The organism is Leclercia sp. EC_58, assembly GCF_019584355.1.
GTDB lineage: Bacteria > Pseudomonadota > Gammaproteobacteria > Enterobacterales > Enterobacteriaceae > Enterobacter.
This window is the reverse complement of record NZ_VDAM01000001.1, coordinates 2,036,917-2,054,944: the sequence shown is the minus strand read 5'-3', so window position 1 is coordinate 2,054,944 and position 18,028 is coordinate 2,036,917. Positions and strand designations below refer to the sequence as shown.

Sequence of the window (18,028 nt, the reverse complement as noted above, 5' to 3'; positions counted from 1 at the left end):
AATATCAAATCTGGCTTAGTGAGACTCCTCTGTTGCCAGCAGGGCGGTAATGTGCGACAGCACAATCGACTGCTGACGGTCCCCTTCTCCCTGCAGCAACCGGGTGCGCAATCCCAGCTCCAGCTGGCGCAGCTCGGCCAGATCCAGCGGCGCGGCGCGCGGGTTTTCCAGCCGTGCCAGCAGGGCGGGCGTAGCGGCTGCCGCCGCCTGCATCTGCATCACCTGCCGGTAGCCGCCGGTATGCAGATAGCTGTACACGCCGATCCCCAGCGCCAGCGCCACGCAGGGCGTCAGCCACCAGAGATTGCGCGGCGCGGCGGGCATCTCCGGCTGCGGTGGCTGCGGTGCGGTCGACACGCGCTTGCGCGAGCGGGCGTAAATCACCCCGCACCCGGCCACCACCACTGCCGCAGGCAGCAGCCACAGCAGCCACAGCAGCGCGGTGAAGGGGGTGAGCGGCGGATCGTAAGTTACAAAGTTGCCATACCGCGCCACCATATAATCGACCACCTGCTGCGGACTGTTCCCCGCCTGCAGCAGGTCATACACTTTCTGGCGCATGTCGACGGCAATCATCGCGCTGGAGTCGGCAATGCTGTTGTTCTGGCATTTCGGGCAGCGCAGCTGCGCCGTCAGCTGGCGATACGCTTGCTCCTGCTCCGCATCGCGAAAGGTCATCACTTCACCGCTGGCGCTGGCAAGCGCAGAGGCCGCCAGCAGCAGCATAAACAGAACGATTTTCATGGTGTCGTCTCCCGAACAGCCTGTAACCACAGGGGTTGCAGCTTCTCCTGCCATACATGCGCATCCAGCGCCCCAATGTGGCGATAGCGCACGATCCCCTGCCCATCAATCAGAAAAGTTTCCGGCGCGCCATACACGCCAAGCTCCAGCCCGGCCATACCGTCGCCGTCAAACAGACTCAGGGCGTAGGGATCGGCCAGATCGCGCAGCCAGTCGATCGCCTGCTGTCGATCGTCCTTATAGTTCAGGCCGACAATCCGCACCCCCTGCCCGGCCAGCCGGTTAAGAAACTGATGTTCGGCGCGACAGGTCGGGCACCAGGTGGCCCAGACGTTAAGCAGCAGCGGGCCGCGCTGCGCCAGGGTTGTCGATGAAACCCGTTCCTCGGGTGCCCTCAACGCCGGCAGGCTGAACGCAGGCAGCGGCTTCCCTATCCGCACCGACTCCAGCGCGGTGGGATCGTCTCCCCGGGCATTGCGCGCCAGCTGCCAGAACAGGGCGAGCGCTAATAACAGGAACAGCGCCAGCGGCAGAATATAGAGTTTGCGCATCATGCGCCCTCCCGTGAACGGCCACGCACCAGGCATAGCCCGCCGCCAAGGGCCATCAGCAGGCCACCGGCCCAAATCCAGCGCACAAAGGGTTTGATATACAGGCGCAGCGCCCACGCCCCGTCGTCAAGCTCTTCGCCCAGCGCGGCATAGAGATCCCGCGTAAAACCGCCATCGATCGCCGCCTCGGTCATCACCATCCGCTCGCCGTAATAGCGTTTTTCTGCCAGCAGGACGGTGACCGGTTCTTCGTCACGGGAGACGGCAATCCCCCCTGCCGTACCGCGCCAGTTCGGCCCGACGGTGGCTTTCACCCCGTTGAAGGTAAAGCGGTAATCGCCGATGTGAACGCTCTCCCCGGCCTGCATTCTGACATCGCGCTGGATACTGTAATTCTGGCTGAAGGCGATCCCGACCACCGTGACCGCCACGCCGAGGTGCGCCAGCACCATGCCCCACTGGCGGGGTGACAGAGGGCGGCCCGCCGCCCGCCAGCGCTGCACTGCCGCCAGGGTCAGGCTGGTAATCAGAAAGGCGATAGCCACGCCCAGCGCTGCCAGCCACACCACCCGCCCCTGCAACAGCCAGGGTAACAGCAGGCTGACGCATAACGTTGCCACCGCGATACCTGCCAGCAGGCGCGCCAGATTACCGGGGCGATCCCGGCCCCAGCGCACCAGCGGGCCCAGCCCCATCAGCAGAGCAAAGGGGACCATTAACGTCACAAACAGGGTATTAAAAAAGGGCTCACCGACGGAGATCGAGCCCAGCCCGAGCTGTTTATGCACCAGCGGGAAGAGCGTGCCAAGCAGCACCACCAGCATGGCGGCCATCAGCAGCACGTTGTTGCCTGAAAGCAGGGACTCCCGCGACCAGAGCGCATTGTTGACCCGCGAGCGCAGCCGGTGTCCGCGCAGGGCGAACAGCAGCAGCGCGCCACCCGTCACCAGGGCGATAAAGGCGAGGATAAAGAGCCCCCGCGCCGGATCGGAGGCAAAGGCATGCACCGACACCAGCACCCCGGAGCGCACCAGAAAGGTTCCCAGGAGACAGAGGGAAAAGGCGCAGATCGACAGCAGCAGCGACCAGGCTTTAAAACCGGCGCGTCTGTCGGTGACCAGCAGGGAATGCAGCAGCGCGGTGCCCACCAGCCAGGGCATCAGCGAGGCGTTTTCCACCGGATCCCAGAACCACCAGCCGCCCCAGCCCAGTTCGTAATAGGCCCACGCCGACCCCAGCACAATGCCAAGGGTAAGAAAGATCCACGCCGCCAGCGTCCAGGGCCGGGCAAAACGGGCACTGTCGCGCTCAAAGCGCCCGTCGATCAGCGCCGCGATAGCGAACGCAAAAGAGACCGAGAAGCCAACGTAGCCCATATACAGCAGAGGCGGGTGCAGGATCAGCCCCGGATCCTGCAACATCGGGTTGAGATCGCGCCCTTCCAGAGCAAAGTCCAGGGATCGGGCGAAGGGATTGGAGGTAAAGAGGATAAACAGCAGAAAGCCCGCGCCGATCATCCCCATCACCGCCAGCACCCGCGTCACGGTACGCCCCGGCACCCGGTGGCTACCGAGCGCGACGGCCAGCGTCCAGCCGCTCATCAGCGTGACCCACAGCAGCAGGGAGCCCTCGTGCGCCCCCCATGCCGCGGCCAGCCGGTACCAGACCGGCAGCTGGCTGCCTGAGTTCGCCGCCACGTAGATCATGCTGAAATCATTGACGGCCAGGGCGTACATCAGCGCCCCCTGGGCGCCCACCAGGCAGAGAAAAAACAGCCACGCCAGCCCTTTCGCCAGCGTCGCCATTCGCCTGTCTTTGCTCAGCGGAGAGGCCGACAGCAGCAACGCCGCCGCCAGCGCCAGACAGAGCAGGATATTGCCCACCTCCGGGATCATAACGCCTCCCTTCCGGCACGGTAATGGTTGTCCTGCATCGCCTTCTTCACCTCCGGCGGGGTATAGTTTTCGTCATGCTTCGCCAGCACCTCTTTCGCCAGCACCACGTTGCCTGGCAATAACTCGCCCTGCACAACAACCCCCTGCTCCTCACGGAACAGATCGGGCAGGATCCCGGTGTAGTGCACCGTAATTTCGCTCCGGGCGTCGTAGAGGTTAAAGGCGATCGCCAGCGTCTCGGTTGAGCGCTTCACGCTGCCCGCTTTCACCATCCCCCCGACCCGCAGCCGCTGCCCCACAACCGGGCGTTGGCCGGTCTCCCGTTTCCCAAAGTGGATCTCCTCCGGGGTGTAGAACAGATCGATGCTGGCGCTCAGGGCATAGAGCACCAGCCCGGCGGCCAGGCTCATGCCGCATAGCACCGCCCCGGCCACCAGCAGTCGGTTTTTACGACGTGGATTCATGAGCTTCCCTCCGCTGCTCCCGGGCGATAGCGCGCATCAGCCGCCGGTGTTGTCGCCAGCTCTCCAGCGCCAGAAGCGCCAGCGGCCCCAAAGTGAAGACCACCGACAGCCAGACGTAGAGGGCGTAGCCGCCCATGGCGAAAAAGTCTGCCCATGAGGCAAAAGCGCTGTTCATTGGGCACCTCCCCTGGCGATCATCTCCCTGACCCAGGGGCGGCGGCGCTCCTGCTGCAAAATCAGGGTCCGCAAACGCATCAGCGTCAGGGTGGCGCACAGCAGCAGAAAACCCACTATCGACCAGCGCAGCGGGGAGCGCATTGCCGGGGCAACGCTTTGCTGCATACGGGTTGAGCCCTGATGCAGGGTGTTCCACCACTCAACCGAGAAGTGGATGATCGGCAGGTTAACCACGCCGATTAGCACCAGAATGCCCATCGCCCGCCCGGCCTGTCGGCGATCGTCAATCGCCGACCAGAGAGCAATCGCCCCCATGTAGAGAAACAGCAGCACCAGTTCGGAGGTGAGCCGGGCATCCCACACCCACCACGCGCCCCACATTGGTTTTCCCCATGCGGCCCCGGTCACCAGCGCGATAAAGGTACATACCGCGCCCACCGGCGCCATGGCGGCCACCGCCAGGTTCGCCATTTTCAGCTGCCAGACCAGACCGATAAAGGCCGCTCCCGCCATTGCGGCATAGATCCCCATCGACCCCATCGCCGACGGAACATGGAGATAAATAATGCGATACCCGTCGCCCTGCTGATAATCCGCCGGGGCAAAGGCCAGTCCCCAGCTCAGACCCGCCGCCAGCACCACAACGCTGGTGACGGCAAGCCAGGGGAGACCATAACCGCACAGCCGGTAGAGCGTGGGCGGCATGGCCAGTTGATGAAACATTTTCCACATAGTGCGATCCCTCAATGGATTAGTGCAGGCTGATCCTCAGCGCAGCGGCGGTGATAAACGGGCTCAGGGTGGCGCTGGCTGCCAGCAGCGCCCCGAGAAGGGCCAGATAGCCGGAAACGGGCAGATGCAGCGCGGCGGCGTCCATCGCCGCGGTCGCAAAAATAAGCAGCGGAATGGTCAGGGGCAGCATCAGCAGGCTCAGCAGCACCCCGCCCCGCCGGAGCCCAACCGTGAGGGCCACGGCGGGGGCACCGATAAAACTCAGCGTCAGGGTGCCGGGCAGCAGGGTGGCGGCCATCACCTGCCAGCCGCTGTAATCAATGCCCAACAGCAGCGCCGCCAGCGGCGAGAGCAGGAGCAGCGGAAGCCCGGCAACCAGCCAGTGGGCGAGGATTTTCGCCAGCACCGCCAGGGGCAGCGCCACCGGCAGCAGCATCAGCTGTTCGAGACTGCCATCCTGCAGGTCATCCCGGAACAGACGCTCCAGGGCCAGCAACGAGGCCAGCAGCGCCGCCACCCACACTACACCGGGGGCGATGCGCGCCAGCATCTGCGGCTCCGGGCCCATCCCGAGCGGAAACAGGGTAATGACGATCAGAAAAAACCACAGCGGGTTGAGCAGCTCCCCTCGGTGACGGAACGCCACACACAGCTCCATCCGGCAGATTTTCAGGAACATGGCGCGTCATCCTTGAGCGAAAGCCGCCGCAGCGGCAGGGTTAACCCGCAAGGAGGCTGGTGGCTGGTAAAGATCGCCGCCCCGCCCGCCCGGGCATGCTGCTCCAGACGCTGAGTCAGTAGCGCGACGCCAGCGGCATCGATCGCCGTAAAGGGCTCGTCAAGGATCCACAGCCGGGCGGGGCTTAGCCATAAACGCGCCAGCGCCACGCGCCGCTGTTGTCCGGCAGAGAGCTGGCCGACGGGACGCTCTTCATAGCCGTTAAGCCCCACCAGGCGCAGCGCCGCATCGGGGCACGCCGGATGGTAAAAGCGTAAATTCTCCCGCGCCGTCAGCCGGGCCTTTATCCCCGGCTGATGCCCCAGCCACAGCAGCTGTGAATGAAAGATTTCACGCACGGCGGCAAGCGGCTTCCCCTGCCAGCGCACCTCGCCGCTGTCCGGCGATGAGAGCCCGGCCAGCAGACGCAGCAGCGTGGTTTTCCCCGCACCGTTTTCCCCCGTCACCTGCATCAGGTCGCCGGGTTGCACGGCAAACGACAGGCCACTAAATAGCGCTCTGTCGTTGCGTTCACAGCGGAGATTCCGGGCCTCAAGCATATGGCATCCTTTAATGGCCCTGAGGCTGCCAGGGGGTATAAACGCCGGTCAGGCTGTCGAGGAAGGCGACAATATCATCCACCTCGTTTTGCGGCAGGCTGGTGCCCACCTGATGGCGCAGCATCAGCTTCACCGCCTCGTCGAGGGAGGGCACATCCCCGCGGTGGAAGTACGGCGCGGTTAAGGCCACGTTGCGCAGACCCGGCACTTTCTGGCGCAGGCGGTCACGCACCTCATTAGTGACGTTCATGCGTCCAATATCCGCTGCCGTCACCTCGCCAAAGTCATACTCTTTTTTCAGCCCCAGCGGTTCAAACGAGCGTCCGCCAAGAATCACCCCGCCGTGGCAGGTGGCGCATTTGTTCTCCTTGAAAAGCTGGTAGCCATGCTTTTGCTGTGCCGTCAGGGCGTTTTCATCCCCGCGCAGCCACTTATCAAACGGCGCGTCCGGGGTGATGAGCGTTTTTTCATATTCGGCGATGGCATCGGTGATGGTGTCGCCGCTAAAGCCCTGCGGGTAGACCGCTTCAAAGGCTGTTTTAAGCGCCAGATCGGCATCCAGTTTGGCGATAATGTCATCCCAGGATTTCGAGGCCATTTCAATGGGGTTCAGCGGCGGACCACCGGCCTGTTTTTGCAGATCGGCGGCGCGACCATCCCAGAACTGCTCTACGTTAAAGGTGGCGTTAAAGACCGTTGGCGCGTTGATCGGTCCCACCGCGCCATTAACGCCAATGGAGGTCTGGCGCCCGTCCACACCGCCCGCGTTCAGGGAATGGCAACTGGCACAGGAGAGCGTGCTGTCCCCGGAGAGACGGGTGTCGTGATACAGGCGGAAGCCGAGCGCGACTTTGGCTGCGTCAACCGGTAACGCCCGCGGCACCGGCTGCACCGGTTCATTACGATGGGCAGCCGCCACGTCCAGGCGGGCATAATGGCTTTCACGCTGCTTTTTAATCCAGTCCAGGATCAGCAGGCGCTCATCGTCATTCATTTGTCCGGCCCAGTGCAGCGCGACATAGCGCGTCGGCGGCATGGTCTGATGCTGCATCACCCATTCAATTTTATTCAGATCGCTTTGCGACACGGCACGGTCATTAATTAATGCGCTGCGCACCGCTTCCAGATTAAAAGAGTTATAACCAAGGCGGGTGTCATATTCCATCAGCTGTTTCGCTACCGGAAATGAGGCGTAAAAAGGTAATGCTGCGGAGGGAGTATGGCAATAATCACATCCTTTCTCACGGAACAGACTCAGAATCTGATTATTTTCTTTTATCGCAGAGAGCTGAACATCGCTTTCCTGAATACGGGCTTTATCGTGATACCAGACGTAGCCTGATAACCCCAGATAACAGGCCGCCGCGCCTGCAATGCATAGAGAGGCAATACGGGTTAATTTCTTCATTTTCCATCCTCGGGAAAAAAGCATCCATAAGAAGACTTCGTTTTATATTTTTAGCGGGATCATCATAAAAGGGTGGCGAGCGGGTTTGTTGACAGCAGTCAAGATAGATTATTGGCGAATGCTATTACTGGAATAGGATTTAACGATTGAAAGGCAATTTAATATTCACCCAAATAATAAACAAGAGAATATTAATATATATTTAAAATAATCTTTGCCCAAATTAATAATCACGGTTTATGCCGGGCGGCGCAGTGGGACGGTTTTCTGTTGGTTTTGTAGGCCGGGTAAGGGGCAACGCTACCCGGCAATATTGCAATTTTGTTACATCCGTTACATAACCGCAGCCGCACAATTGCCAGCCAACCATTGACAGGCATCATAGGCGGATAACTTCGCAAAGGTATCTGAGATGATCAAAGTGGTGCTGGTGGACGATCACGTGGTGGTACGTTCCGGGTTCGCCCAGCTGTTAAATCTGGAAGACGATCTGGTGGTGGAAGGCCAGTACAGCAGCGCCGCAGAGGCCTGGCCCACCCTCAGCCGTGAGGCCATTGACGTGGCGGTGCTCGACGTCGCCATGCCCGATGAGAACGGCCTGAGCCTGCTCAAGCGCCTGCGCCAGCAGCGCCCGGGCTTTCGCGCCATTATCCTCAGCATCTACGACACCCCCGCCTTTGTGCAGAGCGCGCTGGACGCCGGGGCCAGCGGCTATCTCACCAAGCGCTGCGGCCCGGAAGAGCTGGTCCAGGCGGTACGCTCCGTGGGCATGGGCGGCCACTATCTGTGCGCCGATGCGGTCAAAGCCCTGCGTGGCGGCGAGCCGGTATCACAGGCGCTGGCGGTGCTGACCCCGCGCGAGAAAGAGGTGTTCGAGCTGCTGGTCCAGGGCAAAAGCGTGAAGGAGATTGCCTTCCAGCTTGAGCTCAGCCACAAAACCGTCCATGTCCATCGCGCCAACGTGTTGGGCAAACTGCAGTGCAACAGCACCATCGAGCTGGTGCACTTTGCCCTCGATCACCAACTGCTGACTGGCCACTGATGCGGCGCTCCCTGCGGCACCTCATCCTCTCGCTGTTTATTATGCTGGCCTGGGGCACCGGCTGGCTGATGCTGTGGACGCTGAGCTTTTACCTCACCCGCAACGGGCAGCAGGCGGCGCTGTTTTTGCCTCAGGGCGTCTATCTGGCGCTGCTGATCGTGCTCTCGCGCCGCTTCTGGCCAGCGCTGATCCTCCCTCCGCTGGCGGCGATGTTCTGGCTGCACGAGGAACAGCTGCTGACCCATCACCTGATGCTGGTGGTGCCGCTGGTGGGCACCGTCAGTGCGTGGCTGGCGCAGCACTACTGGCACCGCTATCCCCTCTACTGGCAGCGCCTGTCGCTGCTGATCGCGGCAGTGACCCTCAATGCCCTGCTCCAGACCCTGATCCTGGCGCCGTTTCTTGAAAGCCCGGCCACGCTGCTGGTGCTGGCCTCCTTTACCGGCGGAGTGCTGCTGACGCCGTTCGTCTACCTTGTGTTTGAGTTTTTGCGCCAGCAGCATCGCTACCATCTGCTGGGGCTCGATACCAGCAACCCACCGCTGCGCACCTCGCTTATCATCTGGTGCAGCCTGTTTTTTATCATCGGCATCGGCACCCAGATGGTGCTCTCCCCGTCCCTGGAGCGGCTGCTGCTGATTGTGGTGTTTCTGCCCAACGTGGTGATGGCCTGGAAGTTCGGCTGGCAGGGGGGCGTGCTCTCCGGGCTGCTGGACAGCATGATGATCACCATTGCCCGTCAGGTCGGCGTAGGGTTCAGCGATCTGCTGGAGCTGGAGATTTTTCTCGCCACCCAGTCGCTGCTGGGGATTGGGCTGGGGATCGCCATCAGCCGCCAGCAACATCTGGCGATGAACCTCGATCACTACCGGCGGCGGCTGGAGGCCGAGCTCCAGGCCCGACGCGAGCTGACCGAAAAGCTGATCCATACCGAAGAAGATACCCGCAAACACCTGGCCCGGGAGCTGCACGACGAGATTGGGCAGAACATCACCGCCATTCAGATCCAGTCCCAGCTGGTGAAACGGGCGGGAGATAATCCGCAGGCGTTAGAGGCCGCCGGGCAGATTAACGAGCTGGCCCGCCGCATTCACCACTCCACCCGCCAGCTGCTGCGCCAGCTTCGCCCCCCGGTGCTGGACGAGCTCTCCCTGAACGAGGCCCTGCACCACCTGGTGAACGAGTTCGCCTTTGCCGAGCGCGGCATTCAGTGTCGGTTTGACTACCGGCTCACCGCTCCGCCGCAGAGTGAAACCCTGGTCTTCACCCTTTATCGATTACTCCAGGAGCTGTTGAATAACGTCTGCAAACATGCCAACGCCAGCAAGGTCAGCGTCCTGCTCTGTGAGCAGGATAACCAGCTGCGCCTGGAGGTTCGGGATAACGGCAGCGGTATCAGCATGCAGCAGATCCCCGGCTTCGGCATCCAGGGGATGCGCGAGCGGGTGCATGCCCTGGGCGGCGAATTCACCCTGGAGTCCCAGGGCGGCACGCGCGTAATTGTTAACCTGCCCACAGTTTTGCAACAAACACACCGCTAACCAGGAAAAAGTCTTAGTCACGCCAGACTTTCTCTCATCCCTTTTTCCTCGCGCTTTCATACAGTCATTGCAAATGGAGAACGCCATGCCCGCACTGTCAGCTGAACAGGTTACTCAACGCTATCGTCGGCTGCGCCCGCGACTGCTGCTCTGCATGGTCACTGGCTACGCCGCGTTTTACCTGACGCGTAAAAGCCTCAACTACGTGCTGCCCGCATTGCAGTTGGATCTGGGGTTAAGCAAGAGCGATATCGGCCTGATCGGATCGCTGTTCTACCTCAGCTACGGCCTGTCGAAATTTGCCGCCGGACTGTGGCACGACAGCAAGGGCCAGCGGGCGTTTATGGGCATCGGCCTGATGGCGACCGGGGTGCTGAACGTGCTGTTCGCCTTCGGCGACTCCCTGCCCCTGCTGCTGTTTATCTGGACGCTGAACGGCTTCTTTCAGGGATGGGGATGGCCGCCCTGCGCCAGATTGCTCACCCACTGGTATTCGCGCAACGAGCGCGGCTTCTGGTGGGGATGCTGGAATACCTCCATCAACATCGGCGGGGCGATTATTCCGCTGATCTGCGCCTTCGCCGCCCATCGCTGGGGCTCGCAGGCGGCGATGCTGACACCGGGGATCATCAGTATCGTGCTCGGCCTGTGGCTGACCACACAACTGCGGGGCACACCGCAGGAAGAGTGTCTGCCGTCGGTCGGGGAGTGGCGCAACGATCCGCTGGAGTTGCGCCAGGAGCAGCAGAGCCCGCCGATGGGGCTGTGGCAGATGTTACGCACCACCATGCTGCAAAACCCGATGATCTGGCTGCTCGGGGCCTCCTATGTGCTGGTCTATCTGATCCGCATCGCCCTGAACGACTGGGGCAACATCTGGCTGGCGGAGAGCCACGGGGTAAACCTGCTGAGCGCCAACGCCACGGTGATGTTGTTCGAGGTGGGCGGCCTGCTCGGCGCCCTGTTCGCCGGATGGGGGTCGGATCTGCTGTTCAGTGGCCAGCGGGCACCGATGATTTTGCTGTTCACGCTGGGGCTGATGGTGTCGGTCGCCGCCCTGTGGCTGGCTCCGGTTCACCACTACGCCCTGCTGGCGATGTGCTTTTTTACGGTGGGATTTTTTATCTTTGGTCCGCAAATGCTCATCGGCCTTGCCGCCGTAGAGTGCGGACACAAGCAGGCAGCAGGCTCGATTACCGGTTTTCTTGGCGTGTTTGCCTATCTGGGGGCGGCGCTGGCCGGGTGGCCGCTGTCGCAGGTTATCGAACGCTACGGCTGGTCGGGAATGTTCAGTTTGCTCTCGATTGCTGCCGTACTGATGGGTTTACTCCTGATGCCGCTGCTGATGGCGGGCATCACCGCTTCTCGCAGTCACATAACGTCATAAAAAGGGCTGAATAATGAAAACAACGCTTCTCTCTACCCTCATTGCTTCCGGGATCGCGCTGGCAACCTTAACCGGTGCCGCACAGGCCAAAGGCCGCCTGGTGGTCTACTGCAGCGCCACCAACGAAATGTGCGAAGCCGAAACCAAAGCGTTTGGCGACAAGTACGACGTCAAAACCTCGTTTATCCGCAACGGCTCCGGCAGTACGCTGGCGAAGGTGGATGCCGAGAAGAAAAACCCGCAGGCCGACGTCTGGTACGGCGGCACCCTGGACCCGCAGTCTCAGGCCGGTGAAATGGGGCTGCTGCAGCCGTATAAATCAAAAAATCTGGAGCAGATCATGGAGAAATTCCGCGATCCAGCCAAGGTGAAAGGCAACCTATCCTCTGCGGTGTATGTGGGCATTCTGGGCTTTGGCGTTAATACCCAGCGCCTGAAAGAGAAGAACCTGCCGGTGCCGCAGTGCTGGAAAGATCTGACCAAACCGGAGTACAAGGGCGAGATCCAGATTGCCGATCCGCAAAGCTCCGGCACCGCCTACACCGCGCTGGCGACCTTCGTCCAGCTGTGGGGAGAAGATCAGGCCTTCGACTATCTCAAACAGCTGAACGGCAACGTCTCCCAGTACACCAAATCGGGCATCGCCCCGGCGCGTAACGCCGCCCGCGGTGAAACGGCCATCGGCATCGGCTTCCTGCACGACTACTCGCTGGAAAAAGAGCAAGGCGCGCCGCTGGAGCTGATCTCGCCGTGCGAAGGCACCGGGTATGAAATCGGCGGCGTCAGCATCCTGAAGGGCGCGCGCAACGAAGAGAACGCGAAGCTGTTCGTGGACTGGGTGCTGTCGAAAGAGGCCCAGGAGCTGGCGTGGAAGCAGGGCAAGTCCTATCAGATCCTGACCAACACCACCGCAGAGACCTCTCCGAACTCGCTGAAGCTGGATGACCTGAAGCTCATCAGCTACGACATGGATAAGTACGGCTCCACGGATGTGCGCAAGGCGTTGATCAACAAGTGGGTCAGCGACGTGAAGATGGGTAAATAAGCCCGCTATTGCTCCTTTGCCGGGTGGCGCTACGCTTACCCGGCCTACAACACCGGAATACCTATGTCACAGACACTCGCTCTCCATCCCGTAAAAAAACGGGATGCGGTCTTCCTTTGGGTTTTTGTTAGCTGGCTGGCGTTTGCCCTGCTGCCGAGCTGGAGCCTGGATTACGGCCTGCTGGAGTCCACCGGCGACGAGATCCTCGACGCCTACAGTTGGTCACACTTCAACATTAGCTGGCTGTGGTATCTGCTCCCTACCCTGCTGCTGGTGCGCCCGTTCACCGAGGCGAAGCGCGAGCAGCGTAGCCGCCACTACCTCGACGCCGGTTGGGCGCTGCTGTGCATGGCCTTTGTGGTCATCAGCGCCACGATTGAAGGGCGCGGTTTAGGCTACGCCACCATTGTGCTGTTTGTGGCGCTGGGGGCGATCATGACCCTGGCCCTGACCCGCCTCGAGTGGCTGGGCGGCGACCGCTTTGTCATCGGCTCGCTGATTACCATTGTCGCCCTGATCGGCATCTTTATCGTCTGGCCGAGCATCGCCATCTTTATTCCGATGTTCACCAACGACGCCGGGGAGTTCGCGCCGCTGGCGTTTATGAATGTGCTCTCCCAGGCGCATATCATCCAGGTGATCATTAACTCGATCCTGCTCTCGATCGCCGTCGGCATCGGCTGCACCTTCTTCGGCCTGGTGCTGGCGATCTACACCACCCGCATCGCCAGACGCAGCGCCATTATTGGCCGTATCTTCTCCATCCTGCCCATCGTCACCCCACCGTTCGTGGTGGGTCTCGGCGTGACGCTGATGATGGGCCGCTCCGGCTACATCACCGAGCTGATGGTGGACTGGTTTGGGCTGACTAATACCAACTGGCTGTACGGCTTCACCGGTATCTGGCTGGCGCAAGTGCTGGCCTTTACGCCGATGGCCTTTATGATCCTCGACGGGGCGATCAAGACCATTCATCCGTCGCTGGAAGAGGCGTCGTACACCCTGCGCGCCAGCCGCTGGCAGACCTTTAACGGCGTCTTTGTCCCGCTGCTCAAGCCCGCGCTGGCTAACGCCTTCCTGATCGTCATCGTCCAGTCGCTGGCCGACTTCAGTAACCCGCTGGTGCTGGGGGGCAACTTCGACGTGCTGGCGACGCAGATCTACTTCTACATCACCGGCTCTCAGCTCGACTACCAGGCCGCCAGCACCCTCGGCGCCTTCCTGCTGCTCTTCTCCCTGCTGGTGTTCTGCATTCAGTATATGTGGATCGGCAAGCGCTCCTACGTCACCGTCTCCGGCAAATCCTACCGCGGCGACGTCCAGCCCCTGCCGGTCACCCTGGTGTGGAGCGTGGTTGCCCTGCTGGCGGTGTGGATCGCCTTTAACGCCCTGCTCTACGGCAGCATTTTCTACGGCAGCTTTACCGTCAACTGGGGGGTGGATTACACCCTGACGCTGGATAACTTTATCAAGCTCTTCGGCCAGGGGATGAGCGACGGGGCATGGCCTTCGCTGCTCGATACCCTGCTCTACGCCGGGATCGCCGCGCCGATCACCGCCGCCTTCGGGCTGCTGATCGCCTGGGTGGTGGTGCGCCAGCAGTTCAGGGGCAAAAAGACCATCGAGTTCACCACCATGCTCTGCTTTGCGGTACCGGGCACCGTGGCGGGCGTGTCGTACATCCTGGCCTTTAACAGCGCCCCGGTGTACCTCACCGGCACCGCCGCCATCGTCATTATCTCCATGGTGATGCGTAACGTGCCGGTGGGCATTCGCGCCGGGATCGCCGGGCTGGGCCAGATCGACAAATCGCTGGACGAAGCCTCGCTGAGCCTGCGCGCCGGGAGCCTGCGCACCATTACGCACATTCTGCTGCCGCTGCTGCGCCCGGCCATTCTGTCGGCGCTGATCTACAGCTTTGTGCGCGCCATTACCACCGTCAGCGCCATTGTGTTCCTCGTCACGCCGGATACCCGGGTGGCAACGGCCTACATTCTGAACCGCGTGGAAGACGGCGAATACGGCGTGGCGATTGCCTACGGCTCGATCCTGATTGTGGTCATGCTGGCGATCATTTTCCTCTTTGACTGGCTCATCGGTGAGGCGCGTATCTCCCGTTCAAAAGCCAAAAACCAGGCGTAACACTATGACTCAGAAACATTTCGTTGAACTGCGTAACGTGACCAAGCGCTTTGGCGCCAACACGGTGATTGAAAACATCAACCTGGCGATCCCCCAGGGGCAGATGGTGACCCTGCTCGGCCCCTCCGGCTGCGGCAAAACCACGGTGCTGCGTCTGGTGGCCGGGCTGGAAAAGCCCACCGATGGGCAGATCCTGATCGACGGCGAAGACGTGACCCACCGCTCCATTCAGCAGCGTGATATCTGCATGGTATTCCAGTCCTACGCCCTCTTCCCGCACATGTCGCTGGGGGAGAACGTCGGCTACGGCCTGAAGATGCTCGGCGTGTCGCGCGCGGAGATCAAATCCCGCGTTAAAGAGGCGCTGGCGATGGTGGATCTGGAGGGCTTCGAGGACCGCTATGTAGATCAGATCTCCGGCGGCCAGCAGCAGCGCGTGGCGCTCGCCCGCGCCCTGATCCTCAAACCGAAAGTGCTGCTGTTTGATGAGCCTTTAAGTAACCTCGACGCCAACCTGCGTCGCAGCATGCGGGATAAGATCCGCGAGCTGCAAAAGCAGTTCAACATCACCTCGCTGTATGTGACCCACGACCAGAGTGAGGCGTTTGCGGTCTCGGACACCGTGCTGGTGATGAACAAGGGCAACATCATGCAGATTGGCTCCCCGCAGGACCTCTATCGCCAGCCCGCGTCGCGCTTTATGGCGAGCTTTATGGGCGATGCCAACCTGTTCCCGGCTACCTTCACCCAGGATTACGTGGCGATCCACGGCTATCGCCTGCCGCGCCCGCTCCACTTTGCCGCCCAGGGGGCTGGCACCGTTGGGGTACGCCCGGAGGCGATCACCCTGAGCCAGCACGGCGAGACGAGTCAGCGCTGCGTGATCCGCCACGTCGCCTATATGGGGCCGCAGTACGAGGTGATTGTGGAGTGGCACGGGCAGGAGATTTTACTGCAGGTGAACGCCACGCGGCTGCAGCCGGACGTGGGGGAAGAATATTTCCTGGAGATCCATCCGTACGGGATGTTTGTGCTGGCTGAGGTGGCCTGATTGATGCCCGGCGGCGCTACGCTTGCCGGGCCTACAAACCGCATGAACCGTAGGCCGGGTAAGGCGTAGCCGCCACCCGGCAAAAACTTAGCGCTGCGCGTTCAAATCCGCAATGTCTTTCGGCGTGGTGCGACAACATCCCCCAATCAGCTTCGCCCCTGCCGCTAACCACTGCGGCAAATACCCCGCCAGCGTCTCGCACGCTTCCCCGTGATGATGCCAGGTCTTACTCACCGCATCGTAATGCTCTCCTGAATTGGGATAGACCACCAGCGGCAGCGCCGTCAGGCTTTGCAGATGTTGCAGCGCGCGAGTGGTCTTCTCCAGCGCGATACAGTTAATCCCCAGCGCAATTATTTGCGGGTAAGTCGCCAGCACCGACACCACTTCGCGCAGCGGCGTGCCGTCGCTCAGGTGCTCGCTGTCGCGCAGCGTAAACGAGAACCACGCCCGGGCGCGCGGGTATGTTGTCAGAAGATCCGCCAGGGCTTTAATTTCAGCAAACGATGGCAGGGTTTCGCAGGCCAGCAGATCCGCCCCGGCATCCAGCAACGCCTCTACCCGCGGACGATTAAAGGCGGTAAAGACCTCTGCGCTGCGCACATAGTCGCCGCGGTATTCCGACCCGTCCGCCAGATACGCGCCATAGGGCCCCACCGAACCGGCCACCAGCAGCGTACCGGCTTGCGGATTTTCCGCCAGATACGCCTCCCGCGCCTTGCGCGCCAGCTCAACGCTTTTGCTAATTAGCGCCCGGGACTGTGTCTCATCCAGCCCGCGAGCGGCAAACCCGTCCGGCGTGGCCTGATAGCTGGCGGTAATCGCCACCTGCGCCCCGGCGCGGAAGTAGTCGAGGTGTACGTCGCGGATCAGCTCCGGGTTTTCCATTAATACCTTCGCCGACCACAGGCTGTCGGCCAGGTTGCAGCCGCGCGCTTCCAGCTCCGTTGCCATCGCCCCGTCCAGCACCACAAAGGGCTGGGTTTCAAGGAGGGCGGTAAGCGGATTATTCTGCGACATGTTCTGGCTCCTGGGTTTTCAGATTTTGAGTAAGGTAGTACGCGCCATAGCAGAGCGCCACAAACGGCAAACCACAGTAAAGGGCAATGCGCTGGCTCGGGTCAAAGGCCAGGCCGACGCAGGCCACCAGGCAGAGGATAAAGCCCAGAACCGGCACCAGCGGATACCACGGGGCGCAATACTGGAGCTCGCTTAAGGATTTGCCCGCCTGCAGATGGCGACGGCGGAAGACGAAGTGCGAGGCGCAGATGCTGATCCACACCGCCACCACCGCAAAACCGGAAATCGCCGACAGGGCGACAAATACCGTATCCGGGGCCACCACGCTTGAGAAGAGCGCCAGCACGCCGCCCAGCATCGACACCGACAGCGCCGTCAGCGGCACACCGTTTTTGTTCACCCGGGCAAAGCAGCGCGGCAGGGTATTTTCATTCGACAGGGACCACAGCATCCGTCCGGAAGCGTAGAGTCCGGAGTTGGCCGCCGAGAGGATCGCCGTCAGGATGACAAAGTTAACGATATCCGCGGCATACGGAATACCCACCTTCTCAAACACCAGCACGAACGGGCTTTTTTCTACTCCTGCCTGCTGCATCGGGATCAGCGCCGCCAGCACAAAAACGGTGCCGATAAAGAAGATGATCAGCCGCGCAATGGTGGTGCGAATGGCGACAGGAATCACCTTGTGCGGATTTTCGGTTTCACCCGCCGCAATGCCGATCAGCTCGGTGCCGGAGAAGGCGAAGTTAACCGCTACCATGGTCATCAGGATCGGCAGTCCGCCATGCGGGAACCAGCCTTCGGCGGTGATATTCGTCAGCCCCGGCGCGGGAGAACCGTCCTGCATCGGGATAAAGCCAAAGATGGCCGCGCCGCCCAGCACAATAAAGGCGATGATGGTGATGACCTTCACCAGCGAGAACCAGAACTCCCCTTCGGCAAAGAAGCGGGTTGAGATGACGTTGAGGGCAAAAATGACCGCGCAGAAGACCACGCACCACACCCAGACCGGTACCTGCGGGAACCAGTACTGCATGCAGAATCCGGCGGCGGTAAAGCTCGATCCCAGCGCTACCGTCCAGGTGAGCCAGTAGAGCCACGCCACGGTGTAGCCAGTTGCCGGGCCGAGATAGCGCGCGGCATAGACGTGAAAGGCGCCGGTCTCCGGCATCGCCACGGAGAGTTCGCCGAGGCACTGCATCACCAGCCAGACCACCAGCGCGCCAATCAGATAGGCCAGCAGCGTGCCCGCCGCCCCGGTGATGGAAATAATGTAACCCGTATTAAAAAAGAGCCCTGTGCCAATCACGCCGCCAAGCGACAGCATGATCAGATGGCGAGTCTTCATGGTGCGCTGAAGCTGCCCGTTTTGTTGTGTTTGCATATCACCTTCTATACGTATGGACATCTAAACATCCAAAAGAAGGTGTGTTTATACCGCGATTGTTAACAAATTGCTAGCCATGCACCAGACGAAGACGCGCGCGACGGGCGCTCAGCCGGGGCCGCACCGTGTAAATCACATAGAGATAGGGTCGCCATGCCATAGGA

17 protein-coding genes are annotated in these 18,028 nt (G+C 61.3%); 6 read left to right on the top strand and 11 right to left on the bottom strand.

The window, feature by feature from the left end; genetic code table 11:
- Window positions 1-15: 15 nt before the first annotated feature.
- From FHC51_RS09995 to FHC51_RS09955, 9 genes are read right to left on the bottom strand one after another with little or no spacing between them, the layout of a single operon-like run.
- Window positions 16-744, bottom strand: a complete 729-nt coding sequence (locus tag FHC51_RS09995; protein WP_220435432.1) for a cytochrome c-type biogenesis protein — start codon at window positions 742-744, stop codon at window positions 16-18.
- Window positions 741-1,298 carry a DsbE family thiol:disulfide interchange protein gene (locus FHC51_RS09990; RefSeq protein ID WP_220435431.1) on the bottom strand — a complete coding sequence of 186 codons (558 nt, stop codon included), beginning with the start codon at window positions 1,296-1,298 and terminating at the stop codon, window positions 741-743. Before FHC51_RS09990 ends, FHC51_RS09995 begins: the two co-directional genes overlap by 4 nt.
- Window positions 1,295-3,190 (bottom strand): heme lyase CcmF/NrfE family subunit, encoded by a 1,896-nt coding sequence (locus FHC51_RS09985; RefSeq protein WP_220435430.1) that lies wholly within the window; start codon window positions 3,188-3,190, stop codon window positions 1,295-1,297. The genes FHC51_RS09990 and FHC51_RS09985 overlap by 4 nt, the downstream gene beginning before the upstream one ends.
- A complete protein-coding gene (ccmE, locus tag FHC51_RS09980; RefSeq protein ID WP_220435429.1) occupies window positions 3,187-3,654 on the bottom strand; it encodes a cytochrome c maturation protein CcmE in 468 nt (155 codons plus the stop codon). The genes FHC51_RS09985 and ccmE overlap by 4 nt, the downstream gene beginning before the upstream one ends.
- Entirely contained in the window at window positions 3,638-3,829 is a 192-nt protein-coding gene (ccmD, locus tag FHC51_RS09975; protein WP_220435428.1) for a heme exporter protein CcmD, read from the bottom strand. The genes ccmE and ccmD overlap by 17 nt, the downstream gene beginning before the upstream one ends.
- Complete coding sequence (locus tag FHC51_RS09970; protein WP_156237895.1) at window positions 3,826-4,563, bottom strand: heme ABC transporter permease; 738 nt, start codon at window positions 4,561-4,563, stop codon at window positions 3,826-3,828. The genes ccmD and FHC51_RS09970 overlap by 4 nt, the downstream gene beginning before the upstream one ends.
- A gap of 19 nt (window positions 4,564-4,582) precedes the next feature.
- Window positions 4,583-5,242, bottom strand: coding sequence for a heme exporter protein CcmB (ccmB, locus tag FHC51_RS09965; RefSeq protein WP_220435427.1), 660 nt, complete (start codon window positions 5,240-5,242; stop codon window positions 4,583-4,585).
- Window positions 5,233-5,841, bottom strand: coding sequence for a cytochrome c biogenesis heme-transporting ATPase CcmA (ccmA, locus tag FHC51_RS09960; protein WP_220435426.1), 609 nt, complete (start codon window positions 5,839-5,841; stop codon window positions 5,233-5,235). Before ccmA ends, ccmB begins: the two co-directional genes overlap by 10 nt.
- Before the next feature lie 10 nt (window positions 5,842-5,851).
- Complete coding sequence (locus FHC51_RS09955) at window positions 5,852-7,249, bottom strand: cytochrome c peroxidase (RefSeq protein WP_220435425.1); 1,398 nt, start codon at window positions 7,247-7,249, stop codon at window positions 5,852-5,854.
- Between the two features lie 412 nt (window positions 7,250-7,661).
- Between FHC51_RS09955 and FHC51_RS09950 the strand changes: the two genes are divergently transcribed.
- From FHC51_RS09950 to fbpC, 6 genes are all read left to right on the top strand, one after another.
- Window positions 7,662-8,291, top strand: a complete 630-nt coding sequence (locus FHC51_RS09950; RefSeq protein WP_103823983.1) for a response regulator transcription factor — start codon at window positions 7,662-7,664, stop codon at window positions 8,289-8,291.
- Window positions 8,291-9,832, top strand: coding sequence for an MASE1 domain-containing protein (locus FHC51_RS09945; protein WP_220435424.1), 1,542 nt, complete (start codon window positions 8,291-8,293; stop codon window positions 9,830-9,832). The genes FHC51_RS09950 and FHC51_RS09945 overlap by 1 nt, the downstream gene beginning before the upstream one ends.
- Before the next feature lie 85 nt (window positions 9,833-9,917).
- Complete coding sequence (gene uhpC / locus FHC51_RS09940) at window positions 9,918-11,219, top strand: MFS transporter family glucose-6-phosphate receptor UhpC (protein ID WP_220435423.1); 1,302 nt, start codon at window positions 9,918-9,920, stop codon at window positions 11,217-11,219.
- Window positions 11,220-11,232: 13 nt separating this feature from the next.
- A complete protein-coding gene (locus FHC51_RS09935) occupies window positions 11,233-12,264 on the top strand; it encodes an ABC transporter substrate-binding protein (RefSeq protein WP_032616757.1) in 1,032 nt (343 codons plus the stop codon).
- A 63-nt stretch (window positions 12,265-12,327) separates the two neighbouring features.
- The gene (locus tag FHC51_RS09930) at window positions 12,328-14,406 is read left to right on the top strand and encodes an iron ABC transporter permease (RefSeq protein WP_220435422.1); all 2,079 of its coding nucleotides are present in this window, start codon (window positions 12,328-12,330) and stop codon (window positions 14,404-14,406) included.
- Between the two features lie 4 nt (window positions 14,407-14,410).
- Window positions 14,411-15,457 carry a ferric ABC transporter ATP-binding protein gene (gene fbpC, locus FHC51_RS09925; RefSeq protein ID WP_114315800.1) on the top strand — a complete coding sequence of 349 codons (1,047 nt, stop codon included), beginning with the start codon at window positions 14,411-14,413 and terminating at the stop codon, window positions 15,455-15,457.
- 87 nt (window positions 15,458-15,544) lie between these two features.
- Here fbpC and mmuM read toward each other — a convergent pair whose 3' ends face one another.
- Both mmuM and mmuP read right to left on the bottom strand, forming a co-directional pair.
- Complete coding sequence (gene mmuM / locus FHC51_RS09920; protein WP_220435421.1) at window positions 15,545-16,477, bottom strand: homocysteine S-methyltransferase; 933 nt, start codon at window positions 16,475-16,477, stop codon at window positions 15,545-15,547.
- Entirely contained in the window at window positions 16,464-17,861 is a 1,398-nt protein-coding gene (gene mmuP, locus FHC51_RS09915; protein WP_220435420.1) for an S-methylmethionine permease, read from the bottom strand. The genes mmuM and mmuP overlap by 14 nt, the downstream gene beginning before the upstream one ends.
- Window positions 17,862-18,028 lie beyond the last annotated feature (167 nt).

Coding starts and splice junctions, on each gene's coding strand:
- FHC51_RS09970 (WP_156237895.1), bottom strand. CDS start 4,563: ATGTGGAAAATGTTTCATCAACTGGCCATGCCGCCCACGCTCTACCGG.
- FHC51_RS09950 (WP_103823983.1), top strand. CDS start 7,662: ATGATCAAAGTGGTGCTGGTGGACGATCACGTGGTGGTACGTTCCGGG.
- ccmE (WP_220435429.1), bottom strand. CDS start 3,654: ATGAATCCACGTCGTAAAAACCGACTGCTGGTGGCCGGGGCGGTGCTA.
- FHC51_RS09955 (WP_220435425.1), bottom strand. CDS start 7,249: ATGAAGAAATTAACCCGTATTGCCTCTCTATGCATTGCAGGCGCGGCG.
- ccmD (WP_220435428.1), bottom strand. CDS start 3,829: ATGAACAGCGCTTTTGCCTCATGGGCAGACTTTTTCGCCATGGGCGGC.
- FHC51_RS09995 (WP_220435432.1), bottom strand. CDS start 744: ATGAAAATCGTTCTGTTTATGCTGCTGCTGGCGGCCTCTGCGCTTGCC.
- uhpC (WP_220435423.1), top strand. CDS start 9,918: ATGCCCGCACTGTCAGCTGAACAGGTTACTCAACGCTATCGTCGGCTG.
- FHC51_RS09930 (WP_220435422.1), top strand. CDS start 12,328: ATGTCACAGACACTCGCTCTCCATCCCGTAAAAAAACGGGATGCGGTC.
- FHC51_RS09935 (WP_032616757.1), top strand. CDS start 11,233: ATGAAAACAACGCTTCTCTCTACCCTCATTGCTTCCGGGATCGCGCTG.
- FHC51_RS09990 (WP_220435431.1), bottom strand. CDS start 1,298: ATGATGCGCAAACTCTATATTCTGCCGCTGGCGCTGTTCCTGTTATTA.
- ccmA (WP_220435426.1), bottom strand. CDS start 5,841: ATGCTTGAGGCCCGGAATCTCCGCTGTGAACGCAACGACAGAGCGCTA.
- FHC51_RS09985 (WP_220435430.1), bottom strand. CDS start 3,190: ATGATCCCGGAGGTGGGCAATATCCTGCTCTGTCTGGCGCTGGCGGCG.
- mmuM (WP_220435421.1), bottom strand. CDS start 16,477: ATGTCGCAGAATAATCCGCTTACCGCCCTCCTTGAAACCCAGCCCTTT.
- mmuP (WP_220435420.1), bottom strand. CDS start 17,861: ATGCAAACACAACAAAACGGGCAGCTTCAGCGCACCATGAAGACTCGC.
- fbpC (WP_114315800.1), top strand. CDS start 14,411: ATGACTCAGAAACATTTCGTTGAACTGCGTAACGTGACCAAGCGCTTT.
- ccmB (WP_220435427.1), bottom strand. CDS start 5,242: ATGTTCCTGAAAATCTGCCGGATGGAGCTGTGTGTGGCGTTCCGTCAC.
- FHC51_RS09945 (WP_220435424.1), top strand. CDS start 8,291: ATGCGGCGCTCCCTGCGGCACCTCATCCTCTCGCTGTTTATTATGCTG.